Genomic DNA, 26,863 nt, shown 5'->3' on the forward strand with positions numbered 1-26,863 from the left:
AAATGATGTATCGCTTTGGGTTATTGAGTGTGCGTGGTCAACGATAATAGGTGTTAGGCGCGATAAATTACCAAGGCTTTTTGTAGAGTCCTAAACGTTGTTTGGTATAAAGCCAGAGAAAGGGTAAATCATCAATCAGGTAGCGCTTAGCCAAGCGCTTGGGTTCTTGGCACAGACGATAAAGCCATTCAAGCCCCATTTTGGTCATCCACTGTGGTGAGCGTTTGAGCGAGCCGCTTTGGAACTCGATGGTGGCGCCGATTGCAAAATGTATTTTAATATTTGTTAGCCGCTCTTTATGCTTAAAAATCCAGTTTTCTTGTTTGGGTGAGCCTACACCTACAGCGAGTACGGTGGCCTCAGACTGGCTAATTCGCTGTATAATTCTCTCGCTTTCAGCGTCTGATTGCTCAAAGCCAAAAGGAGGCGAGTAGTAATCACACACAATGTCGCGGCCATTACTCGCATTAATATTATGCGCGGCTGTTTTAACGGACTCTTCACTGCCGCCGAGTAGAAATATTTTGATGTCAGTATTTTTTTTATGGTAGTTACAAAAAGCAGGGAAGAGATCGGAGCCTGTAATTTGTGCTTTTAGATGCCGCTTGGGGTAAAACAGTTTACACAGCATAAAAATGATGCGGCTATCACAGACGCGGTAGTCGGCTTGCGTGTAAAGGCGGTGAAACTCCGGATCTTTTTGGAGTCTCATTAAATGATCGATGTTAGGTGTAACAACAACGCCTTGCGTCAGTTGCTCTAGTAGTTCTTGCTGACTTAAATTGTGTATTTGACAATTAAGAATGGCGATTTCATCTATAGGCATTGCAATGACTTTCTTTTTGGGTGAATGGTATTGTTGTTGAGTTTGTAGACATTGTAGGGCGATATGTATTTTGCACTAAAAACAAACCACTATATAAGCGGTTTGCCTTGCATGGTTAGGGGAATAGGAGCGCCTAAGCGTTGTAGTATGGTGGGGCCTACATCGAGGGCGTGTCCTTGCACCGAGAGGCCTACGGGTAGTTTACCACCTGCCGCCATAAAAAATCCGCTATGCCTATGGCTGCCAGCTCTAAAGTGAGGCGCAGGGCCAATCAGGCCGTAGCTCGGGTGGCGCACGCTGTCACTGGCGAACGTCTCTTGCCAGCCAATCACAAGATCGGCATCACTTAATTTGGGATTGGTATCCATAGGGTCTTTGCGTGTGCGCACTATTTTTTTAATCATGGGGGTTCCCGAGCGTGCGCAGACAAGCCCTTCTAATGCGGCACAAATCGCATCGAGCTCTTGATGGTACTGCTCGGGCTCAACAATGCCATGAGTTTCTCGCCCCTTAACGTTAATGCGAATGTAACCATCGGAGAAGCTCGGTAGGGCGTAGGCCCGCATGGTAGGCCAGAGGTTAGCGTACCACAGGGTGGGCTGATACCAGGGTTTGCCAGCATTCACTTTGGCCGAGGTGCGCGGGCTCATAGGATAGCCATCTACATCATCGCCGACTATCGGGGCAAGCAGGTTGTATAGCTTGCTGCGCAGTTTTTGTCGCGACCAGCGCGCGATAGCGCTGCCTACACTGAGTGACGACCAGATATGGCGCTCCCAGTCATTCCATTTTTGCGCGGTGAGGGGCTCTTTTGTGAGTTCTCCGTTGCCGTCTACACCATTACACAGTGCTGGGCGATTAAAATTGTACCGGTACAGAAATTCCGGTAAAAACAAACAAGAGGGGAGATCCATGGTGTTCATGCCCATGCCATGGGCGGAAAAGACAATGATCTCACTGTCTTTGGGGCTGTTTTCGATGATGCGCCCAATCTGCTGATCCATCGCCATGTAGGTATCTTTTAATGGATCTTTGGGTAAGAGGTTTTTGTTTGCTATATCCGCGTGGTACAACGGGTGCTCGGGTTGAAATTGCCAAAAATTATGCCCTGCGCCATGGGCTTCACCAAAAACGGTGATGAATAAATCCCAGTTTTCTTTTTTGAGCAGCTCGATGCAAGCATCGCCACGGTACTCAATACCCGTCATCAGCATGTTGTAAACTTGCAGAGTGCTTTTCATGTTTAAGGCATGAGCATAATCGCGGTGTAATCCTGGGTGCCAGCCAACGCTCGCTCGTATTTGTGCAAGCGCTTGTGGCGGCGAAGATTCTTGCTCAATTTGCGGTGAGTGAGCACCCCAGGCGTTAATCTGAATCCCTTTAAGTTCGGGTTGCAGCCGGACTTGAGGAATATCAAACGAGCACACGCGATAGTCATCACCTAGGGCATAAAAGGCCGGATATTCGTCATACTCATAAGCAGCGCGGGTTTCAATACGATAGTCGGGTGAGTATTTTAAGGGCGTCCAGTAGCCTGTATTTTCGGGGGTGGTACCCGTTGCAAAGGTGGTCCAAGGGAGTTCGGCGGCGAATAAATCGTAGTTGTCTAGTCTTCCGTAAACGCCACTGTTTTTCAGGTTTTGCATGTTGGGCAGTGAGCCGTCAGCCATCCATTGTTCTATGAGACGGGGTTCGGCAGAATCTAAACCAATAACGATGACAGGCATAATAGGCTTCCCATAATCATCACATCTGCTCGCGCAAGTGCGATGATGAATGTTTTAATGAATTCGAGCATTGTGTATTTAGCTGGCAGGCCCGCGGTACTCAGAGAATAATGACTAAGTTGGACGGTTGAGTCATGATGAAACCTTTTAACGAGCCACTTTGTATATAATAATTCGATACTTAAAATGTTAGTTTATTGAGCTCACACTGAGCGGATTATATTTCAATGGAAAAAATCTCGACAACTGAGCCTGACTGGTCTCGCGAGTACTGCACAACCTTTTGGCAGCCCAGTAAGCAGCTGTTGCGGGCCATACGAGGTTATCAGAGAGCCCAAGCCAGTACAGGCTTTATCGCCACATTACGCGCCAAATGGTGGGTTTTTTGCCATCGTTTTTGGTCTGTGATTTGTGCATGCGATATTCCCATTAATTGCCAAATAGGGGGCGGATTATTACTCATACACCCTGTGGGCGTGGTCATTCACCCTGATGCAATAATTGGTCCGAACTGCCTTATTTTGCAAAATACAACAATAGTCGGGGGTGTTGTGCTTGGTGGGCATGTTGATATTGGTGCGGGTGCAAAAATTATTGCACCGGTGGCCATTGGTGATGATGCGCGAATTGGTGCGAATGCTGTGGTAACCAAGCCGGTTGCTGCGGGTACCACAGTGGTAGGGATTCCGGCGCGGGTTATTTAGTCGCCGTTAGTGTGGAGGGCTTATAGCGAGGCAAGCGTGTTGATCTAAACGGCAGTTGCTGTGTGAAGTACGTGTTTTGCCCAAGCCGACCACGTGAGATTGTGCTGGTAAAAGCTAAAACTTCGCTCAGAGAGCCCCTTGTAGCGTTTGGCATCATTTATAAATGTGATTATTTTTTGGGCATAATCATCGCCTGTAGCGTCGCGCGGCAATAAAAACCCATTGTCATTATTACTGATAAGGCTGGGTATACCACCTACATCAGACGCGAGTGCTGGGCAGCTAAAAGCGTTAGCTTCAGCAATCACCATAGGAGTACAGTCTGCACGTGTTGGTAGTAATAAAAAGTGCGCCTGGCTCAACAAGTCATGGTATTGCGCTTGTTGAGCAGGTTTGTTTTTATCCAAAAAAGGAATAACAGTGCACAGTGCTGAGTCTAAAGTGATAGGCGGCGTGCAACCAATAATGGTGAGCTGGCAGGCAATGCCTTGCCGCTGCAAAGTTTGGGCAGCTTCAACAGCAATAATGCCGCCTTTCCTTTCCCACTCTTTTCCAATAAAAACCAGTTTCACAGGGCTTGGTGGGGCTTTTGGGGTTATGGTTTTGGGGGGGCTGTCTAAATTAAGACCAAATCTGACCACGTCTATTTTATCGTTGATATCGTGAATACTGCTAAATTCAGTCCGCGCTTTGGAGGCCATAAAGGCCGAGGAATACAGCGTTTTAAATGATTTTTGAATGCAGCGCATTTCTTTATCGTACATACCTTGGTTAGGCTGTTGCTGGTACTCTTGTGCAATGTATGCAGGAGTCGCATCGGTGACAAAAATTAATTTTTGATTATGCAGTGTGAGTGTGGCAACAACCCCAGAGTTAACCGGGGCTATCAGCAAGTCAAAGGTTGTGGTATCGATGACGTTTTGCACTGTTAAGCTGTAGCGTTTTTTAATAGAACTTAACACCTTTGCGTGTATGTTAGGTGCGATAGCCTTTAGCATTGATAGGCTCTTTCGACTGATTTTTTGTTGTAAAGCATTCACTTTTTTTGGATGCCCTATTGCTGTGATTAGCGTGTCAGGCTCTTCGGATAATGCTTGATACATATAAAACAGTGTGCCGCTAAAATTGCCGCGATCAAAAGGGGTTTCTACGCTAATAAAGCCTATTTTCATAATTGAATCTCTAGTCGGCATAGCGCTTTTATTATTAGTGTATGAGCGCTTGCGGGAAGTTAATTGTAATAGCGAGCCAGGCAATAATGATGACGCAAACAATATAGGCGATATCTGTCTTAATGAGCAGTATGTTGTGTTTTGACGCTAAAATAATCGCTAAAATGTAGGTCCCGGTAGAGGCAAAAATAGAGCCTGAAACCATCCCTATAATACCAGCAATATTGAAGCCAATAAAAACACTGATCACTTGTAAAAAAGCATTACTGGCGGTGATGTAAAAGCTTTCTTTACTGAGGCCCTTTGATAGTAAGGCATCGCTGTACATTGATGCAATAACCGCCATTAGGCCGCCAATCGCATAGAGTGTTAAATATTGATGAGAGACAAAATAGCGCTCATCATAAAGTAGGTTGATAATGTGCATCGATAATAAAGCGAGCAACCCGTAACCTATCAGTGCGGCCAGTAGAAGCTTAGAGGATAATTTTTGGAATACGGGTGTAAAAAGGGTGGGGGTTTCGCGCTGTATTCGACTGAGCTTCGGAAAGAGTACTTTGGAGCGTAAGGCACTGATGAGCTCGCGAATACTTAAAGCCATGGTGGTTGCAATTTGCAAAAACGCAACATCTTCTAAGGTGATAAAAGTCGCCTCTATGGCTTTAATGCCGTGCCCACCGACAAAAGTAAAGAGCGTACTGGCCATAATCCATCGGCCAAAGCTTTTCATTTCTTGCCAGCTTTGTGTATGCCAGAGTATTTTGTGTTTGTGCGGTGTTAAAAATAAATGGCTCAGCACGCAAGTGACAAAGGCGGTAATAATATTGCCGAGTACCAATGACCATACCGATTGCATGCTCAGTGCCAAACCAATGGTGATACACATGGTAAGCATTTGCGCGCTGAGCTCAATTAAAGTAACACGTTTGAGTGCCATGTCTCGCTCGGCGGTTGCCATCGCTATACTACAAAAGCCTTTAGCGATTGTAGTGGTTGCACAGGCGCAAATCATAGCGGTTAATACAGGTTGCTCATACAATATGGCAAGGGGCCAAGCAAGGCTGCAGGCGACTAAAAACAAAATAAAGCCACGAATAATCTGTACCGTCCAGGCGGTATTTAAAAAGGTATCCTCGTGGCCTCTGGGATGCTGAATAATCGCTGGTTTTAAGCCTATATCGCTTAGCATAGCAAGGCCAATTAACACTACATTTACAATAACCATTAAGCCAAAGGCTTCAGGAAATAAAATACGAGTGAGTATAATATTGGATACTAATTGAATAACTTTGCCTGAGCCAAAGCCGAGGATAGTCCAAAGTGCTGCTTTAATAGAGACCGAAGCTGTTTTGGCGCGAAGTTGATCAAGAATAGATGTTTTATAAGGAGGTATCATTGGGGTACTTTAGCGAGGCTATGAGTCATATTAGGTGCTTGGTGTAATTTAAAGCAAGAGTCTATCGGCTTTTTGGTACTTTGCTAGTTTTGTATGGCATATAGAATAAATCTATCGCATTTTGGCCATTATTCAGCAAGGCCTAGTTGGCGGCGCTGTAACAAAATCGGTAAAAAGACCAAGTGAGCAAGCGCCATTAAAAGACCCAGCGCGGATCCTATAAATCGTCTTTTGCTTTTTATAATGACAACATAAGGTGTGCAAGAAGCTATTTTTTGAACCCTGTAAAATAATTTTCAGTATGATCAACGTTAAGATCCCTGAGTAAACCGAGTTTTAATATGCCGATATCGCACGACATGAAAAGCAGAGCACTTAAAGGAATAAGCGGCGCAGGTCTCAAAACAGAAATACCACGTATTTTTGTCAGTATGTGGGTGTTGTTTGTCTTTACTTATTTATCTTTTGGAGCACTGCTTGAGCTCGCTCGACGCTGGAGTGACGAGCCGGAGTACGGTCACGGTTGGCTAGTGCCGTTTATAGTGGCTTATCTCTGTGCGCAATACCGTGAGCACGTGCACCGCCAGCCGCCCAGTGCAATGGCGGTAGTATTAATGATTGTAGCAAGTTTAATGACGTTTATAGGAATGGTAAGCGGCCTCTTTTTGTTGGTACAACTAGCGCTGGTGATTGTTATCATGGCCTTGGTGGCGCTGTGGTTGGGTGTTGCGGGTCTTCGTCTGTTGTTATGGCCATTGGGCTTTCTTATTTTTTGTATCCCTCTACCTTATGTTATCGAGGTGGCTTTTACTGCTAAATTGCAGCTGTTGTCATCACGTATTGCTGTTGATGTTATACGCATGATGGGCATTGTGGTGTATTTGTCGGGTAATGTTATTGATTTAGGGCCGGTCAAATTACAGGTTGTTGAGGCCTGTAGCGGCCTGCGTTATTTATACCCATTAATGAGCCTAGGGTATTTGGCCGCTTATTGTTATCAGGGGTCGCTATGGATTCGGGGAGTTATTTTTGTCGCGACTATTCCTATTACGGTCGTGCTTAACAGTTTGCGTATTGCGGTGATGGCTTGGTTGGTTGAGCATTTTGGCCTTGCTGTTGCTGAGGGTTTTTTTCATGATTTTGAAGGCTGGCTGATCTTTGCGCTGTGTATGGTGTTGCTGGCTTTATTATTGTGGGCCCTTAATGCTATTTTTACGCGACATTCAATATGGCAATACCTAGGTGTAACCTCGAGTGAGTCTGTAGCTTATACCGCGCGCTCAATCAGTCGTCCCCGATCGCGGGCCGCTTTGGGTGGTGTAGCGCTATTAAGCGCTTTAACATTAATTGCGGGTTATGCCGTCGCTCATCGTCAACTGGTTATTCCGCCTGCGGTTCATATGTCGAGCTTTCCGTTGGAGTGGGGTGATTGGCGCGGTGAGCATCGACCCTTATCGACAGGGGTGGCAGAGTCTTTAGGGATTGATGATTATCTGTTTATTAATTTCTCAGCGACAAAGGCGCAGGTACCTGTTAATTTTTATGTCGCGTATTATGCTAATCAACGAGCGGGTCAATCACCGCACTCACCTAAGGTATGTATTCCCGGTGGCGGTTGGCAAATAGAGACTATCACGAGAATAATGGTGCAAGGGCAAGCTGTTAATCGCGTGGTGATTGCACGTCAGGGTGTTAAGCAACTTGTGTATTATGGGTTTATGGAGCGTGGCCAGTGGGCGGCAGATGAATATTGGCGCAAGTGGCTTTTACTCAAAGATTTTTTAGTCTATGGGCGCTCTGATGGTGCTTTAATTCGGCTTACTACGCCATTGCATACTCAAGAGCGCATAGAGGATGCCGATGCGCGCCTAACCGATTTGTTTATACATTTACGTGTTGGTATTACAGCCTATTTACCAGCACCGCCGTAAGGGGCTTCAAAATGATAGGGCTTCACTTTAAGATTTTAGCCGTTGGATTAAATTATGTATAAATTAAAAGTATTAGGTATTGTCTGGGTGACTGTTATGGGCCTCAGCGTCGGAGGGTGTTTTAAGCGGGAAATGACAGCCCAGCAATACCTAGAAAGTGCAAAAGCTTTTTATGCCGAAGCTGACTATGCACGTGCGCGCGTGCAATTGCGCAACGCCTTGCGCAAAAAAGAAACCTTAGCACAAGCCTATTATTATTTAGCCCTAGTGGCCGAAAAAGATGACAATATTTTTATTGCATTCGCCGATATTAATCGTGCCCAAGAGCTAGCTCCTGAAGACACTGATATTGCAATAAAGGCCGCTGAATATTGGGTGCTGACAGTGCAATTTAAAAAAGCTGTGGCGGCCATGACAAGCTTACTTAAACAGCCTGATCGCCTATCGCAAGATCAATACGCCAAGGCTTACCCTGTCTTGATTGCTGGGCTTATTGGTTTGCAGCAGTACCCTCAGGCATTGCAATCAGTCGATGAGGGCTTACTGAAAGTGGACGCCCAAGATGATAATGCTCTACACGAATTACGCGCGTTAAAAATAGTCGCCTTAAAATTTTTGGCGCGTTTTGATGAGGCTTTAGAACTGGTAAATCGTTTACGCGCTGCGCGCCCTGATGATATTAATGCTGAGCTACTGCGTTTAGAAATTAATGAACTAAAGGGTGATACTAGTGGTGTTGAGGCAGCACTACAGCGGCTAATGGTGTTAGATCCGGAGCAAGCGCGCTACCCCTTGGCATTGGCGCAGCGCTTTTATCAGCGCCAGCGTGTTGATGAGGCTATTAACATACTCGAGCAATACAATCAGCAGCAACCTACAAATACCCTTGTTAAAAGAGCATTATTAGAGGTGCTCGAGCACCAAGAGCCCGGTCGTGCTTCGGCGCTGCTCAATACGTTCTTAGAACAGTTGCCAAACGATACCGGTCTTATCTTTTATCGTGCGGGGTTACTGCTGCGGGGTAATCAGTTGGCTGATGCAGGGGCTGCACTGCAGTCATTGGTGGCATCACCGCAGCTCGATATTCACACGCAGGCTAAAGCACAATTATTATTGGCTAGTGTATTACGCGCTGAAGGTAAACAATCCCAAGCGCTAACGTTATTAAATGATGCACTAAGCTCAAGCCCCTTAAATGCCGATTTATTAGCATTGCGCGCTCGTGTGGCGCTAGATTTGCAGCGCTATGATATCGCTTTAAAAGATGCCCAAAGCGTATTGAGTCAACAGGTTGATAATATTGAAGCGCTTGAATTAACTGGGCATATTTATGGTGTGCTCGGCGATAAAGTACGCGAAGCTAAAACCTATGAGCATATTTTGCAACTGGCACCAAACCACGCCAAAGCGCGTAGCATACATATTCGCGAGTTAATTAAAGCGCAAAAATTTTCTGCAGCGCAGCGTTACTTGTCGTCGGTTACGCCGGCTGATCGGCAAACGGCCGATTGGCAGCTGCGCCATCTCGAGTTGTTGATGGCCCAAAAACTATGGCCACAAGCCTCTGTGCAGTTAGATGCCCTAGAGCAAAGTACAGTACTGGATTGGCGGTTGGTTTTTTTGCGCGCAAAAATTGCACTAGGGCAAGGTGAGTTAGCGCACGCTAAAGCGTTGTTTCAGCAGGTGCTTCAAGAGCAGCCCGCTTATGTAGAAGCGTACAGCGGTTTGGCCAGCGTTGTTGAGAATAATAAGGGTGTTGAGAGCGTTGAGGTTATTCGTTGGTTGGCAAAATTAATTGAGCAGAATCCCACCGCGGTGCCTGCCTATGCACTCAAAGCCAAGCTTGAGCGCAGCGTGGGGCGTAATGCGGTAGCGACTTTCCGGCAAGGTGTATTGCACAACGTTAACTGGCTGCAAGGGTATAAATTATTAGCCGATGAGCAGTTGTTTAATGGCCGCCATCAAGCGGCTATCGATGTATACAATCAAGCATTAGAGCAACACCCACTCAATGGGTTTTTATTATTGTCGCAAGCGCTTTTGTATCAAAAAGTAAAACAATACTCGCGCGCGCAAGAAAATTACGAAACCTTACTCACGCAATCTAATAGTTTGGTGGTTCGAAATAACTATGCTTTATTGTTAGTCGATACCCCCGCATTACGCAATGAGCAGAGTATCCGAAAAGCGGTCCAAATAACCGCTGACTTTGTCGATACCGATCGCTATGAATTCCTCGATACTTATGGTTGGGTGCAGTTTTGGGCTGGTGATTTAAAAGCCGCCGAGCACACGTTAAGGGTGGCCCTTAAAAACACCGCCCACCTTGATGTGAAATACCACTTGGCGCGTGTTTATCAGGCGCAAAAAAACGACTCGGCATTAGAGCAATTATTGCACGAGTTACCGCTGGAGCAGTTACCTGAGCAACAGCAGGTTCGCTTTAAGGCGTTGATGTTAACTAAAACTGAATAATTGGTTGGTGAAGGTTAAATGACTACAATCCAAACTGACCGAACCGAAGGCTTTGCGATGGGCCATCTATGATGAGTGCTTGGCGATTCGTTTGTGCGTATGTGGTAGATAGGCACTGAGTCAACCAGCGTTTTATTTGATACATCTGTGCTAGCAATGCTTGATTGAGTCGGCACAAAAAAGCCTGCTGGTGCAGGCTTTTGAGCGATATGAGCTAGACGATTACATGTCAGCGCTAAACACTGTAATACTAAACACTGCAATGCGACATACTAAGCTCATACATAAAAGAATTTAAAGCGCGATCTGATTCATTATTGAGCTTGGAGCTTCTTTTTACGTAATCTACGGGCAAAAAGAACGCCAGCAAGGCCCATTAACATAAACTGAATAGAGGCAGGTAATGGCGCCTCTGAAGGTGGCGTAAAAGTATAGTTGTGTATTTGAGAGTCCTGAATAAACGACTTTGCCGCAATAGACCCATCAATAGTGCCAATACTTAACAAGTTGGCGCCCATAGCCAATACAGAGCCTTTTACTTTAAGATCTTGTAAGTCTAGGTTTTTAGCATCGTAAAAGTTCCACAAAATGTTGCTGGCAGTTTGCGTATTAAAGCCGTTACCAAAATTGATACCATTGGGTGCTAAAAAATCAAAACCCATTGACTGGCTCTGTGTCGAAATATTAAACACTACTGTTTCAGCATTGCCTGGGTCTAGTTGTAAAAACGAGTTCTGAAAGAAAATATCACTCGCATTAACGTCAAAGACAGCTGTGTTAGCGGTGCCTGTATAGTTAAATGTTGTGTTATTTCCATTCTTGTTGAGCTGACCATTGCTGGCGGTTTGTGCATATGTTTTAGATGTTTGCTTGAGCTCGTTGACAATACTGTTGCGTTCTTGCTTAAGGGCCTTACGGCCTACGTCGGTTGCGCTACCGCCACCGTTAAAGCTCACGTTGGCTTTGAGTTTGCCACCATAAACAATATCGCCTGCTTGAATATTAAAGGTGTTACCTTTAATGTTGCCAGCGACTGTCAATGTGGGTAATGAGCTATCGTTACCTAGACGGGTACCAAATTCGCCACCGTGAGTGGTCATGTTGCCGCCAATAAAGGTACGGCCCCATACGGCAGAGCTATGATGATAGTCTTTTTCAACAATAAGACTATATTCAGACAACGGCATAGCGTGGCTAGCAGCACTGAGTAGTAGTGATGCCGCTAAGCTGCCGCTCAGTAATAAACCTTTCATTATAAATCCTCTGGTGAGTGGCTTTGGCTGGACCACATAAAAGTGTGCGTAGTGACAGGTGCAGCCGATAGTGAGATAAATAGCATTATCCATGGGTCACATAAGCATGAAGCATGCCTATTTTATACAATAAAAGGTATCTCTTTGTTTTTAAATGGTGTTTTTATTTTTAATGGTAGTTTTAGAGAGCGCTGGAGGAGTATGCAAAAGATTATTGTGAGCGCCGCGCTGCGGTGTAAAGAGTATCGACAATCGACATCTTTGAGCGCTTTATGCTCCAATGATGGCCTTTTACGGTGTTTATGCACGCAATGTTAAGTGGTTTATTCCAAAAAAGAGTGGCGAATAGCCGTGAATAAACAAAAATCGATATCAAATCGAGAGGATTGAGGGTGATTAGCTATTGTTTTGCAGGGGGTGCGAGCCGTTTACAGCCTTTAAGCACCAAGTTTGTACTGCTTTGCGTGCTATTGATAAGTTTACCGCTCAGTGCACAAACAGGGAGTGGCTTTGAGCTTTTAGCCGGTGTGGCCTTTGAGGATGTGACCAATGCTAATCGCGAGGCTGAGCCGACACGAATGATTGATGAATATCAATGGCGACCATCGCTGACGGCTAATGGCGTATTGGTGGGTAGTCTTATGCGTCTAGAGATTGATGGCTCTTACGAAATGAGGCGATTTTCTGAGCAAAAAGTGCAAGATCATGAATTGTTTTTAGGCGATCTTACGTGGTTTTTAGGTTCGTCAACGAGCCGTTTTATGGCTGATATTAGTCACCGCTCGGCAGAGTTATTGATTGACCCCAGTCAAGGGGATGCGCCTGATAATTTAGATCGTCGCAATAGTACCAGTGCCACAGGCTGGCTGCGTTTAGGCTCGCCGCAATCTCAATGGCTACTTGACATTAATACGTCAAAAGTCGCATTTGATTTAGCCCAGGCAAGTAATTCGCACCGGCAAGGCGGCGGTATTCGCTACGACCGAGGCATAAGCCCGATAAGCCGCTTTGGCGTTGAGCTTTCTGGGTACCAGTTAAAATATGACAACACAACGGACCAGTTGATGGTACCTGTCGCTGAACAGATATCACAAGAGACTTTTAACTATTCACGCGCTGCCTTATCGTGGTCTACATCACTTGAGCGTTTGCAGTATTCTTTGAGTATAGGTCGCAACAAGACGGATGGTGGTTCTGGTTCTGCGCTGTATGATATTCAAATAGAGTATCTCGGTGATACGCACGAGCTTAGTACGGCTTTTAGGCAGTGGATTACCGATACATCACAAGGCGCCGGCGCACAGGCGCTGACAAGTGAAGGCGGGGAATTAGATGGTCGAGTGGGTGTACTTGATCAATACAAGCGTCGCGACGGCCATGTAGAATGGCTGTATCGTGCGCTGTGCTCGCGATGTGCACTGGCTGTTACACTCGGCGCTCAGCGTGAGGATTATCAGCAAGCCACACAATTTGATAGCACTGAGCTGTTTGGTCACTTGCAGTTAAATTATCGGCAGAGCCGTCATGGCTACCTGAACACAAGTTACCGTGTCATTGAGGTCGACTTTACACATACCCAAGGCGATTATGACGAAGCGCTATGGCGTGTTGAGGTTGGTCTTAATTCACTGGTGCGCCACGGCACACTCCGCTTTTATGCTCAGCACGCCGATCGACGAAATCATCATGACGGCGCGGCCAATAACTACAGTAGGGGCTTGATAGGTGTGGCATTTGATTATGTGTTATACCGCCGTTAAATGAATGGACTATGCCAAGAGTGCTTAAGCGTAGATGCGATGTTTTTTGTTGAAAGCACTAAAGTTTTGAGTGGATGCGCCGTTACATCGGGTTATGAAAGTTGTCGCTTAATAAAGAGTCTTAGCCCTTATGAATCATCAAACTGCTTTAAAATCATATGCCAAAGTACAGTACCGCAGCGATGTTGAAATTGCCTCGCCTCATCGTTTGATTGACATGCTTTATCAAGGCGCCATAGAGCGTATTGTGCAGGCAAAAGGGGCTATGCAGTTTGGCAATACCGAACTCAAAGGCAAAAAAATTAATAGCGCGGTGAGTATTGTGGGTGGCTTGCGTGAAAGCCTTAATACGCACGAAGGGGGGGATTTGGCGCACAATCTTGATAATCTGTATGTTTATATACAACGTGTTTTAGCTAATGCACACAGTAAAAACGACCCATTATTACTCGATGAAGCCGCTACGCTACTGGGCGACTTACAAAGTGCTTGGAAGCAAATAGGTTAGTTGAATGGCAACTATTAACCAAGCTGACACACCTCCTCTTCATAGGATGCTGATAATAATAGGGTGCTGATGATTATCTTCCTGGTATTTCAGCGCCCAACACCAGCATGGATGCGCGAGCGGTAGACTTTGCAGGCGCACAAAGCCTCAGATGACTTGCGTTTATGATGATTTTTTTGCAGGGTTTTCTATTCGTTAATCGCTTATCTTTACTATTGATGCTCAAATTTTTTGTATTAAAACAAGATATTAAAACAAGATATTAACATAAAGCATTAAAAAGCAGCATGTGCTTGTGCTTTATTGGGTAACCTGCATGTTTACCTTGATAAGGGGTGCTTTTAGCGAGCATTTCAACACAATAGACGGTGGTCAGATTCAGTGTGCATTAGGTGCTGCCTCGCCTCGTTTCTCTTCTTTTTTGGCTTAAGTTGCGGAGCAAGATTATTAGCGCTGGTTTTTCATAAACCTAACGCATGGCAAGTGCTAGAGTTTATGGCGGCTTGATGATGCTATTGATTGCTTTAGTCTTGGCGCTAGAGCATCGTGCTGCAAGGCGGTGTCATATAAGGCTGCGTCAAAAATAGCACGTGCACTGCTGACGGTTTAACGATGAGTGATGTCTCACGTGTTATGGGTGAGTGGCTTATTCAGGTTATATTAACTTAAGCGCTATATTCTTAGCTGGCTTAGTCATTAAATTTTTCTTTCAGGAATAGGTCTTATGATATCTCGTCTATTATCAGCGTGTTTATTTAACGTTCGCGTTTATTGTTTAGTCGTAGTCGCGATTGCTTCGGGTTGTGCCTCTCAAACCAGTTTTAAAACCATAGATGCGCCTACCGTTGCGTCATACAATACAGCTTATAGTGGTGCAAAAACGACGTTGGTTGTCGGCAATTTTGATAATCGCTCTGACTATGCTCGTGGTTTGTTCTCGACTGGTATAGACCCTTTAGCTGGTCAAGCGAAAACAGTACTCAAAACACACTTGCAGCAGACTAATCGCTTTCGATTGGTCGATCGTGACAGCGCGAATGAAGCGCAAGTTGAGGCTAAATATCTTGCCAAAACACAAAAAATTAAAGGCGCTAATTTTGTTGTAGCAGGGGCGGTGACTGAATTTGGCCGCAAGCAAGTCGGCGATCGTTTGCTATTTGGTATTTTGGGTGCCGGTAAGCAGCAAATTGCGTATGCCAAAGTACAGCTTAATGTGATTAATGTTTTAACTTCGGAAGTGATCTACAGCACGCAAGGTGCTGGCGAGTACGCGTTAAGCGAACGTGAGGTTTTAGGCTTTGGCTCAAAAGCTGGTTATGATGCGACCTTAAATGGCAAAGTATTAGATTTAGCGGTACGTGAAGCGGTGAATCGTTTAGTTGAAGGCCTAGAAACCGAGCGCTTTTCTATCACATCAAACTAATTCACAGTCAATAAATGCAGGTCAATATGGGTTTTCAATGGCTTAAAGGTCAGCAATGGGCGACGATGGTGATATCTTTCGCTATAGGCGGTGTGTTGTTAGGTGCCATGACTGGCTGTGTGACAACCACTAGCGGGTTGTACTATTGGGGGGAGTACGAAAATGTATTGCATACCCAGTTGACCAAACCGGACAAAATGACTGCGCGTAGACAAGTAGAGATTCTGGAGCGCGATATTACAAAGGCCACACAGCTTGGGCAAAAGGTTGCCCCAGGGGTTTATGCACAGCTAGGTTTAGCGCTGGCCGAGCTTGGTCAGCGCGATGGGGCTAAAGCGGCGTTTGATCGAGAGATAATCCTGTACCCTGAATCGGCTATTTTGCTTAAAGGCATGATGCAGCGCGGTGATGAAGCGATGAAGTTGCAAGGAGTTCGGCAATGAAGTTTTTTTTGAGCCTATTTGGGTGCTTGCTATTAGCAGGGTGCGCCAGTGCGCCTCACACGCCAAGAGCTGATATCGTGATGCCGCGTTCTATTTTGGTGTTGCCGCCAGTGAATGATTCGGTTGAAGTCGATGCCCCATCGATTTTTTTATCGACGGTATCAAAGCCTTTAGCTGAACGTGGTTACTATGTGTTTCCTGTTGATGTGGTGGCCCGCTTGATGCGTGATAACGGGATGCATACGGCTGTCCAAATGCATCAAGTACCGCTCGATTTATTAAAGCAGCATACAGGCGCAGAGGCTGTGTTGTACGTTAATATTCGGCAATGGGGGCAAAAGTATCAGGTTGTGAGCTCTCAAGCAGTAGTTAAAGCTGACATGAAATTAGTACTCAGTAGTACAGGCGCTACTATTTGGCGTGGTACGGCCAGAGCTAGTCATGACTCGGCAAGCAATCACAATAATCTTGCCGAGGCGCTTATTGGAGCAGTGGTGACGCAAATTAGCGGTACTTTATACGATCAAACCTATGAGTTATCGCGTGAAGCTATAGAGCGCTCGCTAGGCACATTACAAGAAGGCCCTTTGTTGCAAGAAGCGCAATACCTGAAAGGAAACCGATAGCCTGCAAGAGGTCTTTGAGTTATACCGCCTCAGCATTATGCGTCGCATGGTGCTGCCCAAAGCAGCCCGAATTCCCTTTGGGCTGTTTACAAAACGGGTAGTCGATAGTCGATAGTGATTGACTTATGACAAATACAGCATGTGTGGTAAATACAGGATACGGATTGCGCGCATTTTCCTAGTGGTGACGTATGCAAAATTTAATGCTGATAAAAGCCTTCAAGTTTTACATGCCATGGCCGTTATTGAAGGTTATGTAAATAAGCTGTGAGGATTGCCACCATGCGATTAGTCTGTTCTTCTTTAGTGGATGTTATTCGTACCCGTAAAGCCATGCAAACCGCCTTTGAATGCGGTAACTGGGAGGGTGTTAAAGCGTGCGATGAGCGCTTAGGGCGCATGTTAGATGCGGCGTTTTCAGATGATACGCGTGATAATGCATCGCTTGTTGCCGAGCTAGAAAAAGTATTAGCGCTTTATGCTCGGGTGGTGACCTATTTGCCTGAAGCGACCGCTTCGCGCTGGCTGAGTGCGGTCCCGACATAGCACTGAATATCGTTAATATACCGGCTTCTGACACCGATGATGCAGTCAATAAAATTTGGTCAGGGTTTAAATGTTAGCTGAGCTTGACTAACATTTAAACTCAATGAATAACAGGCAATGGATGTGCACAATGACACAACCCTACGCAGAATATAAAAGCCCCGATGGTGCGCCTAATGTACGCTTTATTTCCGCTAAAGTTAGGGAGCAAGCAGCTTTAGCGCAATACAGCCAAGCCTTGACACGCTTATTTAACCTGAGCGTTAAAATGCTTCTACTGTCTAAAAATACGGCGATTACACAGCAAGCCGATACCCAAATTGGTGTAGCCCTTAAAGAGACTCAGCAGGTGTGCGAGCAGTTATGTATTTGCTCGCAGGTAGCTAAGGGTGTGCATACCAGCGGTAATTTATTCCGTTATTTAACCTATCTGCTGACCAAAGCCGAAACAACACCTGCTATTGAGGTATTTTACGAAATTGCCTCACTCTCTGAAGTATTAGCAGAAGGTTTTAACGCTGCGCGGGTGAGTTAAGCCGTACATTGGGTATAATGCGCGCTTTATTAACAAGGGCGCGATAATGGAAAGTCTCTATTTACTCATTCCTATTGCGATTATTATCGTGGCGATAGCGGTGGCGGTGTTTTTTTGGGCTGTAAAATCTGGCCAATACGACGACCTTGATACTGAGGCAAGCCGTATTTTGTTTGACGAGCCCGATCAACCGCTACCTGACACGGCTTCATTAAACGATGCGCAAGCGTCGAAATCTTCGAGCCATCAGCATGATTGAGCTGGCCATTACTGCTGTATTATTGGGTTTGATGGGGGCTGGCCATTGCTTAGGTATGTGTGGTGGTTTTGCGGCTGCCTTGGCCTACGCAATTCCCTCAGAGCAAAAAATAAGCCGTTTAACGTTATTGCTCAGCTATAACCTTGGGCGCATGAGTAGCTATGCGGTACTCGGCGCCATTGTCGCGGCTGGGCAAAATGCAGGTTTTGACTCGGGTTATCCTTTAGCGCGTACATTGGCTGGGCTTTTACTGGTGGCAACGGGCCTTTATTTGGCCAATATCTGGCGCGGTATTACTTGGCTTGAGCGTGGTGGTCAAAAAGTTTGGCGCTTTATTCAGCCTATGAGTCAGCGCTTGTTACCCGTTTATACAGTACCTAAGGCTTTATTATTGGGTATGCTGTGGGGGTGGCTGCCTTGTGGCTTGGTATATTCGATGTTAGTGCTAGCGGCTACTCAGTCAAGCGCTGCCATGGGTGCATTGACAATGGCCGCTTTTGGTCTTGGCACTTTACCGGCAGTGTTAGCCGGTGGTTTAGCTGCACACTGGGTGCGCCAGTGGCTAGTTAAGCATTGGTTTCAACGTAGCCTGGCATTTGCCTTTATAGCTTTTGGTTTCTGGACTTTTGGTGTTGCTTGGTACCATCATTTTCACCATGCAAACCATGCAAACCATGCAAACCATGCAAACCATGCAAACCATGCAAACCATGCAAACCATGCAAACCATGCAAACTCTTCTTTACATCCTACTGCAACTGATCATTCAAATACGTCGTCTTTATCGACTCATGAGCATCATTAAGGAATCAATATGCGATTTTTACATACCATGTTACGTGTGGGCGATTTAGCCGCATCACTCAATTTTTATGTTGATATCTTGGGTATGCGCTTGTTGCGCCAACAAGACTTCCCTGATGGTCGTTTTACATTGGTCTTTTTAGGTTATACCGATGAGGCCAGTGGAACGGTATTGGAGTTGACCCACAACTGGGACACACAAGACTACGATCTTGGCAACGGCTATGGCCATATTGCCATTGGTGTTGAAGATGTTTATGCCGCCGCAAATAAAATTAAAGCGGCTGGTGGCAAAATTGTGCGAGAAGCGGGGCCCATGCTGCATGGTCAAACAGTACTGGCTTTTGTCGAAGACCCCGATGGCTATAAGATTGAATTATTAAGTATCGATGCTTAGTGCGATGAGTGTAAGTCAGTCGATCACAGCTTGGTCACATGGGGCGTATTGGCTGACTCAATAGAGACGCATTTTTAACGTATTGAAACGCGCTTATATAATGATGTGCGTTTAGTTTTATTTGGATGTAATTTGCATGATCAAACTCACTAGCGCAAGCTTGCAGCGTGGCCATAAAGTATTATTAGAACAAGCCTCTTTAACTGTGCATATTGGCGAAAAACTGGGCATTATTGGTGCCAACGGCAGTGGTAAATCCAGTGTATTTAAATTATTGATTGGCGAGCTAGCGGTTGATGCCGGTGACTTACATGTGCCGGCAGGTTGGCAAATATCGCACATGGCGCAAGAGGTGGGTGCGGGTGAGCGCACAGCGCTGGATTATGTACAAGATGGCGATAAAGAACTACGGGCTATTGAACAGCAAATTGCCACTATCGCCGACGACGGCGAAAAGCTAGCCAATTGCTATGCACAGTATGAGCATATTGATGGTTATACGGCGTCAGCGCGTGCAATGCAACTGTTGGCAGGCTTAGGGTTTGCCCCTACCGATGGTGAGCGACCAGTGTCCGACTTTTCGGGTGGGTGGCGTATACGTCTCAACTTAGCGCAAGCACTTATGTGCCGCTCCGACTTAATGTTACTTGATGAGCCTACCAACCATCTCGATCTTGATGCAACACTGTGGCTGGAGCAGCGCTTGCGACAATACGATGGTACCTTGTTAATTATTTCTCATGACCGAGATTTTTTAGATAACGTCGTCACAGGTATTGCCAATTTTGAGAATAAACAATTAATTAGCTATAGCGGTAATTACAGCGCTTATGAGCGCCAAAAAGCAGAGCGCTTAGCGCAGCAGCAAGTTGCCTATGAAAAACAGCAAGAGCGTATTGGTGAAATTGAAAGTTTTGTGCGTCGCTTTAGGGCTAAGGCCACAAAGGCCAAGCAGGCACAAAGCCGCTTAAAAGAGTTAGAGCGCATGGAGCAGTTATCGCCTGCGCATGTTGATTCTCCTTTTAGCTTCCGCTTTCCTGCCCCGGAGCGCGTACCCCAACAATTAATAACTCTGAGTGATGCTGATTTAGGCTATGGCGATAAGGTTCTGCTAAAAAAAGTGCAATTGAGCTTGCATGGGCATTCGCGTTTAGGGTTATTAGGGGCTAACGGCGCGGGCAAGTCCACCCTTATGAAAACGCTGGTTGACGGCACTAAAGGAACCTTGCTAGCCGGTGATCGTATAGAGGGTGCGCATTTACGTATTGGTTACTTTAATCAGCATCAATTAGAGGCGCTAGATATGGAAGCCTCTTGCGCCATGCATTTGCAGCGTTTAACTCCTAAGGCGAGCGAACAAGAAATTCGTAATTTTTTGGGAAGCTTTGATTTCCAAGGCGATAGAGCGTTTGAGCCTATTCGGCATTTTTCAGGGGGTGAAAAAGCGCGCCTCGCTTTAGCTATTGTGGCTTGGCAAAAACCCAACTTATTATTACTCGATGAGCCCACAAACCATCTCGACTTAGAGGTGCGCCACTCTTTAACGTTGGCATTGCAAAGTTTTGAAGGCGCAGTGGTTTTGGTCTCACACGATCGCCACCTATTGCGCAATAGCGTAGAGGAGTTTTTATTAGTTGATGAGGGTAAAGTAACATTATTTGATGGCGATCTACACGACTATGAACGGTGGTTAGCCACTAAAAATAATAGCACTGCACAGGCTCGCGGCGAGGCTCCAGCGCCGGTAGGTCATAAACCCGATAAAAAAACGGAGCGCCAAAATAGCGCAGCACTACGCGCCCAATTAAAACCATTAACGAATGCGATCAAAAATTTAGAAAAAAAAATAAACCAATTACAAAAGCAGCTAGATGAGGCTCAAAAGATACTGGCGGATCCTGATATTTATAGTCGAGGCGGTAATGATTTAGCCAATGCACTAAAAGCTGAGGCAGATGTTAATAAAAAATTAATGGAATACGAAGAGCAGTGGATGGAAAAAAGTGAAGAGTTAGAGGCTTTAACGCAAGACTAGCGTTGAATGTAATTATAGTGAGTATGCCAAAATAAAATTAAGGGTTTAAAATGGCCAATAGTGAGACTGTCGACAAGATTTTACATTCTGCGACACTTTTGTTTGCTGAGCGTGGGTTTGCTGAAACATCATTACGTACAATAACCAGTATGGCTGATGTTAATTTGGCAGCTGTTAATTATCATTTTGGCTCGAAAAAAGCATTGATTCAAGCTGTATTTACACGCTTTTTAGAACCTTTTTGCCAAGAGCTAAATAGTAATTTGAATGCATTATGTAAAAGCTTAAAGGGTGAAGCACCAACGGCACGTCAAATATTATTGGCTATGGGTGAAGCATTTATCTCAACACAAAAAATAGTGGGCGAACGTCCTGAGCGCTTTGCCTGCTTGATGATGATGGCCTATGCGCAATCACAAGAGCATTTGCGGGAGTATTGTGGCGAACGCTACGGTAGTACGCTGACCCGATTTATAGAGTTGTTACAAACAACCGCACCCGATGTCGATTTTATGAAATTCTATTGGCGAATGAACTTTATGCTGGGTGCTTCTTTATTTACTTTAACAAGCTTTGACTCGATCACCTCGATGTTAGGTAAAGATCCCAAAGAAGCATCAATTGATGAATTGCTAAAATATTTAGTTCCAGCCATGAGCGGTATGCTGCAAAGTGACTAAAGTAAAGAAGTGTAGGGCTTTTTTTGAGATGACTATTGATTCAATACGACGACAAATAGTTTAGGGTGGCTTGTGAAATACTCGCAGTTAGGGCATGTAATGCTGGATGTGCAGGGAACCTCTTTGAGCGCGCAAGAACGAGAGGTGATTGCGCATCCACAAGTAGGTGGTGTCATTTTATTTGCGCGCAATTACGAGAGCGTGCAGCAATTGATTGACCTAAATCGTCAGATACGCGCGTGTAAGCCTAATATTTTGATTGCTGTCGATCATGAAGGTGGCAGAGTTCAGCGCTTTAAGGAGGGGTTTACCCGTATTCCGTCGATGTATAAATTGGCCCAAGCGGCACCCACCTTACTCGGTCCTACAGCACAGCTCATGGCACTAGAGCTAATGGCGGTAGGTATTGATTTTACGTTTGCCCCGGTACTTGATCGGTTTAATCCTGAGAGCGGGGTGATTGGCGATCGCGCTTTTAGTGAGAGTCCTGCTAACATTATTGAGTATGCGGGCCAATTTATTGAGGGGTTAAATGCCGAGGGTATGGCAGCGGTGGGCAAGCACTTTCCTGGTCATGGCGGTGTCGACGGTGACACGCACCTAGAAGGTGCTGTTGATTCTCGTGATTTTCAGGACATTGAGCGAACAGACTTACAGCCGTTTAAACAACTTGCCGCTAAATTACAAGGGATTATGCCGGCGCATGTTATCTTTCCTTGTGTGAGTGAAAACCCTGTGGGTTTTAGTCGACAGTGGCTAGAGGGCATTTTAAGGCAGCAGCTTCATTTTACAGGGGCTATATTGAGCGATGATTTATCGATGGTTGCTGCACATATTGCCGGTGATCCGCTCGAGCGTGGCTTAGCAGCGATTAATGCGGGCTGCTCTATGGCTTTAATGTGTAATAATCCCGACGGTGCGATAGCTTTGATCGAAGGCCTAGAGAAGCAAGGCTTAGTAGCCAATGAGACACGCTTACACCCATTAAGTGCCCATAAGCGTCGCGCGCAACACGGTTTTAATTGGCATGCTTTACACAAAACAGCAACTTGGTTACAAACACACCGAGCCATTAATAACGTTAATGATATGTAGCATCTCAACCGGGCTGTTATGTATCAGTGGTTGATATGGCATAGACCAATCATCGAGTAATTACACTCATTATATCAAAGGGCAGTAAGTGGAAACTTTAAATACTTGGTTGCAAAGTTTTATCGACAAAGATTATTTATGGATTGTCGAAGTGTTTATTGTGGTAACGGCAACACTATGCATTGCGTTTATTGTTAATCGTTTTATTGCAAAAATTTTACTGCGCAGTCATGCAACGAAAAGTTTGTGGGATGACGCTCTTTTTGAAGCGCTGCATCGGCCAGCTAAATGGATGGTTTGGGTTTTAGGGTTATCGTACGCGGCCAGTATCGCAGCAAGGCAAACTGAGGTGAATCTGCTTACTATGATAGCACCCGCTCGCACGGTGCTATCCATTATGCTGATTGTGTGGTTTATTGTTGGTTTTATTAAGCGCGCTGAAAATAATCTGACTGACCCAGGGTATGCGCGTAAGCCAATGGATAAAACCACGGCCATGGCGATTGGTAAGTTGTTGCGTGTCTCCACAATTATCACTTCAGCGCTCGTCGTTTTACAATCGCTAGGTTACAGTATTTCAGGTGTATTGGCCTTTGGCGGTATTGGTGGTATTGCGGTAGGTTTTGCGGCCAAAGATTTACTGGCTAATTTTTTTGGTGGCCTGATGATTTATTTAGATCGTCCTTTTGCCGTTGGTGATTGGGTGCGCTCACCCGATAAAAATATTGAGGGTACGGTCGAAGATATTGGCTGGCGGCTCACGCGTATTCGAACCTTTGATAAGCGACCCTTATACGTACCCAATGCCACCTTTACGCAAATATCGGTAGAAAACCCTTCGCGTATGCTCAATCGCCGTATTAAGGAGACCATTGGTATTCGTTATGATGACGCAGGTAAAATGGCAGCGATTGTAAGCGATGTAAAGTCAATGCTGCAAAACCACCCAGCAATAGATCAAGACCAAACAATGATTGTTAATTTTGATGCTTTTAATAGCAGCAGCCTTGATTTCTTTATTTATACCTTTACTAAAACAACGGCTTGGATTGAGTATCATGAAATTAAGCAAGATGTGATGCTTAAAATTATTGATATTATTGAACAGCACAATGCCGAATGTGCGTTTCCAACAGCCACGGTGCATATTCCACACGGCGTTACATTACCTGACGGTGCGCATCAAGCGCCCGGTGTATAGGCGGGTATACCCATTATAATGCACATCGACGTGAATTTTTTAACCTGAGAAGATATTGTATGGCTGATCATATCCCGTGGCCTAGCGCGCACCAATTAATGACAGAGCAAGAAATAACGGATGCGATTGCCGCGCAGGCAATCACAATTAACCAACAGCTGGGTCATCAGCCTTTGTTGGTGCTGTGCGTAATGCAGGGTGGCTTGGTGTACACGGGGCACTTACTGCCTAAATTAAAAATGCCCATTGTGCTCGATACATTGCGTGTAACGCGTTACCGCAATACGACTCATGGTGGCGAACAAGTCGATTGGCTTACGCAGCCAGAAGCAAGTTTAAAAGGCCAACATGTTTTATTACTTGATGATATTTTTGACGAAGGTAAAACACTGGAATATCTACACGCTTGGGCTGTGGCTCAAGGGGCTGATCATGTGTACTCTGCGGTAATGGTCAATAAAATTCATACCCGAAAGCCAAAACAATATCGTACTGATTTTAGCGCAAAAGATGTTCCTGATCAGTATGTTTTTGGTATGGGTATGGACTATTGCGGCGCTTGGCGTAATGCTAGTGGAATTTGGGCGCTGACTAATGACCACTCATAAATCAGGTACAACAGAAGCTTGCGTTAGCGCAAACACTTTATGGCTAGGGAGACGCAGTAAAATAACATCCACAATAGAGGTTTTAAACGGCTGTATTAAGGCGCGTAATTTTTTTGCGCTCAGAGGCAGCATGACTGGCAGGTAATGCATGTCCGGGCTCTTGGGCTCGACGCCGGTAATTTCAAGCGTTATTGGCGCTATATTGGCTAAGCGATCAGTTAACTCCCCCTTTTCAAAGCGCTGAACACGAAAATAATAAGTTGTGTTACCTTGGCTTAAGCTATTTTTTATTTTATCTTCAATTAATAGTGGCAGTGCTAGGCTATGTTTTTTGGCATGGCTTTTAAAGGTAATGTCGTGCTCATTAATGTCACGCCCAAACTGATCACGCACACGAAAAATAACTTGGCTGTGAGCCTCGTACTGTGATTGCGGATTCCATTCATTTAAGCGTTGCTTAAGCTTGGCGGCACGATTTAATGTTTTCTCGGTAATTTTTTGCCACTTATCCATAAGGTGTTGTTGGGTGTTGGGTGTGTTATTGCAGGTCAAGGCTTCTTTGATGCGCGGCAGTACTTGTGTGCGGTTTCTGCGTCCTTCCATAATACCGATAGCGTCACCTATGTGGGCTGTTTCGTAGAGTAGTGCATAGGGCACTTGCGGCGCTTGATCGGCTTGATGTAGTACTGTGAGCTTGTAGAGCTGACTAGGCAGCGCTTGGTTAGCACAGCGCGCGCGAATGTGTTCTTGTAAAATTTGCGCGCTTAAACGACTGCCTTCGGGTGTATAAGTAATTTCGAAATAATTAAAGTTCGCATTTGCCGATGCTGTACGCAGTGTGCAATCCGAGGAGTCTTCTTTGACATAGCGATTGGGTATCATGCGTAATGCCGGTAGCGTTTGTGAGCCAACCATGCAATATTCATAAACGCCAAAGTCATCACGTAGGCTATGATGGGCTTGCAAAAAATATTGATGTAAATCGATTGTGACATTGGCACCAAATTCTAAGCTGCGCAGCGAGGGTAGGCCTGTTGATGTACCCTTAAAGATGATATGTGCCCAACGAGATAATTGCCCCATACCCATGTGTGCTAGCCCGCTACCAAAAAAAGCACCGGCTAAATAAATAACTTTATTGAGCGGGCTGGGTTTTGGGCTGTACTCTTTAAGCCAGTGTCGAATAACGAGCGCTCCCGTGCTGTGTACAATACAGCGAAAGCCTTGATCGAGTAAATGTTGATAGCTTGGTGACCTCAATGCACGCTCTAAAGCAAAGCTGACATCCTCTAAATGAATACCGTCGCTGAGCGATATCCAGCGGCTCAAATTAATACTGACAACTTTTTGGCCTAAGCTATGCGCAATCTGTTGAGGTAGCTCGCCGTATATATCGTGGATTGGTGTGTTGCGGCCTTCACTACCGTAGCCGTGAATAAAAACAATAGGTGTGTTGGTCGCTGTGGTCATGTGGGTGACTCGATAGTTATCGACAGTTGTTTAATTTGTTATATTTTGGTGTCGCTAGGCTAGCAGGAGTTGATGTTAAATGTAAGCGTTTGAAAATTAGCCCATTGTTTAATCTATACTCAGATTTTTGATATTGGGCTGCGATGTATATCGGCAGCCCAATAGTCGAGCTTGACCGGCACCTTATTGTGCGAGTGCATCACGCTGTAAAGCGATCAAGCTTTGAATACCTTGCTTGCCCAAGTTCAGCATGGCTTGGCATTCATCTTCGCTAAAGGGGGCTTTTTCAGCGGTCCCTTGAATTTCAATAATGCCGCCTTTTTCGGTCATAACTAAATTCATATCGGTATCGGCATTGGAGTCTTCAGAGTAGTCTAAATCGAGTACGGGCACGCCTTTGTAAATCCCTACGCTCACTGATGCAAGCATATGAAGCAGTGGGTCTGTTTTTAAAGTGCCACGGCGCTGTAGGTGATTAAGTGCATCAATAACAGCCACGCAGGCGCCGGTAATAGCGGCTGTACGAGTACCGCCGTCAGCTTGAATAACATCACAATCAACAACAAGGGTAAATTCACCCAAAGTATTTAAGTCGATAGCAGCACGGAGTGATCGGCCAATAAAGCGTTGTATTTCTACGGTGCGACCGTCTTGTTTACCTCTGGTGGCTTCGCGGTTCATGCGTGTACTAGTCGAGCGTGGTAGCATACCGTACTCGGCGGTTAGCCAGCCTTTGCCTTGCCCCTTCAAAAACCGCGGCACGCCTTTATTCACACTGGCTGTGCACAATACACGAGTGTCTCCAAATTCTATCAGTACCGAGCCCTCGGCATGTTTGGTGTAGTTGCGGGTGATGTTAATGGCTCGAAGCTGCTCTGGGGTGCGGCCGCTGGGTCGATGCATGAGGTATCCTAGGTTTAAATTGTACGATGATAAAAAGCGATATTATGACAGCCGGTGCGATATAGCCCAAGTAAAAGCGTGGTCTA

Annotated in this window: 25 protein-coding genes; 18 read left to right on the plus strand and 7 right to left on the minus strand. The window is 45.5% G+C overall.

Annotated elements, in window-relative coordinates; translation table 11 throughout:
* Positions 1–67: 67 nt before the first annotated feature.
* Both AC438_RS03470 and AC438_RS03475 read right to left on the minus strand, forming a co-directional pair.
* Positions 68–826 (minus strand): WecB/TagA/CpsF family glycosyltransferase, encoded by a 759-nt coding sequence (locus AC438_RS03470; RefSeq protein WP_053979885.1) that lies wholly within the window; start codon positions 824–826, stop codon positions 68–70.
* An 89-nt stretch (positions 827–915) separates the two neighbouring features.
* Positions 916–2,553 (minus strand): alkaline phosphatase family protein, encoded by a 1,638-nt coding sequence (locus AC438_RS03475; protein ID WP_053979886.1) that lies wholly within the window; start codon positions 2,551–2,553, stop codon positions 916–918.
* Between the two features lie 227 nt (positions 2,554–2,780).
* On the opposite strand from AC438_RS03475, the gene AC438_RS03480 reads away from it, so the two are divergent.
* Complete coding sequence (locus AC438_RS03480; protein WP_053979887.1) at positions 2,781–3,257, plus strand: serine O-acetyltransferase; 477 nt, start codon at positions 2,781–2,783, stop codon at positions 3,255–3,257.
* A 44-nt stretch (positions 3,258–3,301) separates the two neighbouring features.
* Here the strand turns inward: AC438_RS03480 and AC438_RS03485 are convergent, their stop codons facing one another.
* Complete coding sequence (locus tag AC438_RS03485; RefSeq protein WP_053979888.1) at positions 3,302–4,429, minus strand: glycosyltransferase family 4 protein; 1,128 nt, start codon at positions 4,427–4,429, stop codon at positions 3,302–3,304.
* Between the two features lie 34 nt (positions 4,430–4,463).
* Entirely contained in the window at positions 4,464–5,825 is a 1,362-nt protein-coding gene (locus AC438_RS03490) for an oligosaccharide flippase family protein (RefSeq protein WP_053979889.1), read from the minus strand.
* 359 nt (positions 5,826–6,184) lie between these two features.
* On the opposite strand from AC438_RS03490, the gene xrtD reads away from it, so the two are divergent.
* Positions 6,185–7,756, plus strand: coding sequence for a VPLPA-CTERM-specific exosortase XrtD (gene xrtD / locus AC438_RS03495; protein ID WP_053979890.1), 1,572 nt, complete (start codon positions 6,185–6,187; stop codon positions 7,754–7,756).
* 54 nt (positions 7,757–7,810) lie between these two features.
* Positions 7,811–10,231 carry a tetratricopeptide repeat protein gene (locus tag AC438_RS03500; RefSeq protein WP_053979891.1) on the plus strand — a complete coding sequence of 807 codons (2,421 nt, stop codon included), beginning with the start codon at positions 7,811–7,813 and terminating at the stop codon, positions 10,229–10,231.
* A gap of 314 nt (positions 10,232–10,545) precedes the next feature.
* Here the strand turns inward: AC438_RS03500 and AC438_RS03505 are convergent, their stop codons facing one another.
* Positions 10,546–11,484 (minus strand): choice-of-anchor A family protein, encoded by a 939-nt coding sequence (locus AC438_RS03505; RefSeq protein ID WP_053979892.1) that lies wholly within the window; start codon positions 11,482–11,484, stop codon positions 10,546–10,548.
* Between the two features lie 392 nt (positions 11,485–11,876).
* Here AC438_RS03505 and AC438_RS03515 point away from each other — a divergent pair, with 392 nt between their 5' ends.
* The 15 genes from AC438_RS03515 (at position 11,877) to AC438_RS03585 (ending at position 24,404) form a co-directional block, all read left to right on the plus strand.
* Entirely contained in the window at positions 11,877–13,244 is a 1,368-nt protein-coding gene (locus tag AC438_RS03515) for a hypothetical protein (RefSeq protein ID WP_053979894.1), read from the plus strand.
* A gap of 130 nt (positions 13,245–13,374) precedes the next feature.
* Entirely contained in the window at positions 13,375–13,752 is a 378-nt protein-coding gene (fliS, locus tag AC438_RS03520; RefSeq protein ID WP_053979895.1) for a flagellar export chaperone FliS, read from the plus strand.
* A gap of 724 nt (positions 13,753–14,476) precedes the next feature.
* A complete protein-coding gene (locus AC438_RS03525) occupies positions 14,477–15,175 on the plus strand; it encodes a CsgG/HfaB family protein (RefSeq protein WP_053979896.1) in 699 nt (232 codons plus the stop codon).
* A 26-nt stretch (positions 15,176–15,201) separates the two neighbouring features.
* Positions 15,202–15,618: a DUF4810 domain-containing protein gene (locus AC438_RS03530; RefSeq protein WP_053979897.1), complete on the plus strand. Its 417-nt coding sequence runs from the start codon at positions 15,202–15,204 to the stop codon at positions 15,616–15,618.
* Positions 15,615–16,244, plus strand: coding sequence for a DUF799 domain-containing protein (locus AC438_RS03535; RefSeq protein ID WP_053979898.1), 630 nt, complete (start codon positions 15,615–15,617; stop codon positions 16,242–16,244). The genes AC438_RS03530 and AC438_RS03535 overlap by 4 nt, the downstream gene beginning before the upstream one ends.
* A gap of 282 nt (positions 16,245–16,526) precedes the next feature.
* Positions 16,527–16,790 (plus strand): hypothetical protein, encoded by a 264-nt coding sequence (locus tag AC438_RS03540; RefSeq protein WP_156312465.1) that lies wholly within the window; start codon positions 16,527–16,529, stop codon positions 16,788–16,790.
* Positions 16,791–16,920: 130 nt separating this feature from the next.
* Entirely contained in the window at positions 16,921–17,325 is a 405-nt protein-coding gene (locus AC438_RS03545; RefSeq protein WP_053979900.1) for a hypothetical protein, read from the plus strand.
* 46 nt (positions 17,326–17,371) lie between these two features.
* Positions 17,372–17,584 (plus strand): cbb3-type cytochrome oxidase assembly protein CcoS, encoded by a 213-nt coding sequence (gene ccoS / locus AC438_RS03550; protein ID WP_053979901.1) that lies wholly within the window; start codon positions 17,372–17,374, stop codon positions 17,582–17,584.
* Positions 17,577–18,389, plus strand: a complete 813-nt coding sequence (locus AC438_RS03555) for a sulfite exporter TauE/SafE family protein (RefSeq protein WP_156316985.1) — start codon at positions 17,577–17,579, stop codon at positions 18,387–18,389. The genes ccoS and AC438_RS03555 overlap by 8 nt, the downstream gene beginning before the upstream one ends.
* Positions 18,390–18,398: 9 nt before the next feature.
* The gene (gene gloA, locus AC438_RS03560) at positions 18,399–18,785 is read left to right on the plus strand and encodes a lactoylglutathione lyase (protein ID WP_053979902.1); all 387 of its coding nucleotides are present in this window, start codon (positions 18,399–18,401) and stop codon (positions 18,783–18,785) included.
* Between the two features lie 136 nt (positions 18,786–18,921).
* Positions 18,922–20,820 (plus strand): ABC-F family ATP-binding cassette domain-containing protein, encoded by a 1,899-nt coding sequence (locus tag AC438_RS03565; protein WP_053979903.1) that lies wholly within the window; start codon positions 18,922–18,924, stop codon positions 20,818–20,820.
* 50 nt (positions 20,821–20,870) lie between these two features.
* Complete coding sequence (locus tag AC438_RS03570; RefSeq protein ID WP_053979904.1) at positions 20,871–21,500, plus strand: TetR/AcrR family transcriptional regulator; 630 nt, start codon at positions 20,871–20,873, stop codon at positions 21,498–21,500.
* 72 nt (positions 21,501–21,572) lie between these two features.
* The gene (gene nagZ / locus AC438_RS03575; protein WP_202904703.1) at positions 21,573–22,595 is read left to right on the plus strand and encodes a beta-N-acetylhexosaminidase; all 1,023 of its coding nucleotides are present in this window, start codon (positions 21,573–21,575) and stop codon (positions 22,593–22,595) included.
* An 88-nt stretch (positions 22,596–22,683) separates the two neighbouring features.
* On the plus strand, positions 22,684–23,796 hold the full coding sequence (locus AC438_RS03580) for a mechanosensitive ion channel family protein (RefSeq protein WP_053979906.1): 1,113 nt from the start codon (positions 22,684–22,686) through the stop codon (positions 23,794–23,796).
* Positions 23,797–23,855: 59 nt separating this feature from the next.
* A complete protein-coding gene (locus AC438_RS03585) occupies positions 23,856–24,404 on the plus strand; it encodes a hypoxanthine-guanine phosphoribosyltransferase (protein WP_053979907.1) in 549 nt (182 codons plus the stop codon).
* Here the strand turns inward: AC438_RS03585 and AC438_RS03590 are convergent.
* Together AC438_RS03590 and rph are read right to left on the minus strand one after the other, a co-directional pair.
* A complete protein-coding gene (locus tag AC438_RS03590) occupies positions 24,399–25,874 on the minus strand; it encodes an esterase/lipase family protein (RefSeq protein WP_053979908.1) in 1,476 nt (491 codons plus the stop codon). The two genes, AC438_RS03585 and AC438_RS03590, sit on opposite strands and share 6 nt — an antisense overlap.
* 183 nt (positions 25,875–26,057) lie before the next feature.
* Positions 26,058–26,777: a ribonuclease PH gene (gene rph, locus AC438_RS03595; RefSeq protein ID WP_053979909.1), complete on the minus strand. Its 720-nt coding sequence runs from the start codon at positions 26,775–26,777 to the stop codon at positions 26,058–26,060.
* Between the last annotated feature and the right edge of the window lie 86 nt (positions 26,778–26,863).

The organism is Marinagarivorans algicola (assembly GCF_001292705.1).
Taxonomy (GTDB): Bacteria; Pseudomonadota; Gammaproteobacteria; order Pseudomonadales; family Cellvibrionaceae; genus Marinagarivorans; species Marinagarivorans algicola.

Bases quoted from the DNA above. Each gene is read 5' to 3' on its own strand.
- ccoS (WP_053979901.1), top strand. From the start codon at position 17,372: ATGGAAAGTCTCTATTTACTCATTCCTATTGCGATTATTATCGTGGCG.
- AC438_RS03585 (WP_053979907.1), top strand. From the start codon at position 23,856: ATGGCTGATCATATCCCGTGGCCTAGCGCGCACCAATTAATGACAGAG.
- AC438_RS03570 (WP_053979904.1), top strand. From the start codon at position 20,871: ATGGCCAATAGTGAGACTGTCGACAAGATTTTACATTCTGCGACACTT.
- AC438_RS03485 (WP_053979888.1), bottom strand. From the start codon at position 4,429: ATGAAAATAGGCTTTATTAGCGTAGAAACCCCTTTTGATCGCGGCAAT.
- AC438_RS03535 (WP_053979898.1), top strand. From the start codon at position 15,615: ATGAAGTTTTTTTTGAGCCTATTTGGGTGCTTGCTATTAGCAGGGTGC.
- AC438_RS03480 (WP_053979887.1), top strand. From the start codon at position 2,781: ATGGAAAAAATCTCGACAACTGAGCCTGACTGGTCTCGCGAGTACTGC.
- AC438_RS03565 (WP_053979903.1), top strand. From the start codon at position 18,922: ATGATCAAACTCACTAGCGCAAGCTTGCAGCGTGGCCATAAAGTATTA.
- AC438_RS03490 (WP_053979889.1), bottom strand. From the start codon at position 5,825: ATGATACCTCCTTATAAAACATCTATTCTTGATCAACTTCGCGCCAAA.
- AC438_RS03525 (WP_053979896.1), top strand. From the start codon at position 14,477: ATGATATCTCGTCTATTATCAGCGTGTTTATTTAACGTTCGCGTTTAT.
- AC438_RS03475 (WP_053979886.1), bottom strand. From the start codon at position 2,553: ATGCCTGTCATCGTTATTGGTTTAGATTCTGCCGAACCCCGTCTCATA.
- AC438_RS03500 (WP_053979891.1), top strand. From the start codon at position 7,811: ATGTATAAATTAAAAGTATTAGGTATTGTCTGGGTGACTGTTATGGGC.
- AC438_RS03470 (WP_053979885.1), bottom strand. From the start codon at position 826: ATGCCTATAGATGAAATCGCCATTCTTAATTGTCAAATACACAATTTA.
- AC438_RS03555 (WP_156316985.1), top strand. From the start codon at position 17,577: ATGATTGAGCTGGCCATTACTGCTGTATTATTGGGTTTGATGGGGGCT.
- AC438_RS03540 (WP_156312465.1), top strand. From the start codon at position 16,527: ATGCGATTAGTCTGTTCTTCTTTAGTGGATGTTATTCGTACCCGTAAA.
- xrtD (WP_053979890.1), top strand. From the start codon at position 6,185: ATGAAAAGCAGAGCACTTAAAGGAATAAGCGGCGCAGGTCTCAAAACA.
- AC438_RS03505 (WP_053979892.1), bottom strand. From the start codon at position 11,484: ATGAAAGGTTTATTACTGAGCGGCAGCTTAGCGGCATCACTACTACTC.
- fliS (WP_053979895.1), top strand. From the start codon at position 13,375: ATGAATCATCAAACTGCTTTAAAATCATATGCCAAAGTACAGTACCGC.
- gloA (WP_053979902.1), top strand. From the start codon at position 18,399: ATGCGATTTTTACATACCATGTTACGTGTGGGCGATTTAGCCGCATCA.
- rph (WP_053979909.1), bottom strand. From the start codon at position 26,777: ATGCATCGACCCAGCGGCCGCACCCCAGAGCAGCTTCGAGCCATTAAC.
- AC438_RS03530 (WP_053979897.1), top strand. From the start codon at position 15,202: ATGGGTTTTCAATGGCTTAAAGGTCAGCAATGGGCGACGATGGTGATA.
- AC438_RS03545 (WP_053979900.1), top strand. From the start codon at position 16,921: ATGACACAACCCTACGCAGAATATAAAAGCCCCGATGGTGCGCCTAAT.
- AC438_RS03590 (WP_053979908.1), bottom strand. From the start codon at position 25,874: ATGACCACAGCGACCAACACACCTATTGTTTTTATTCACGGCTACGGT.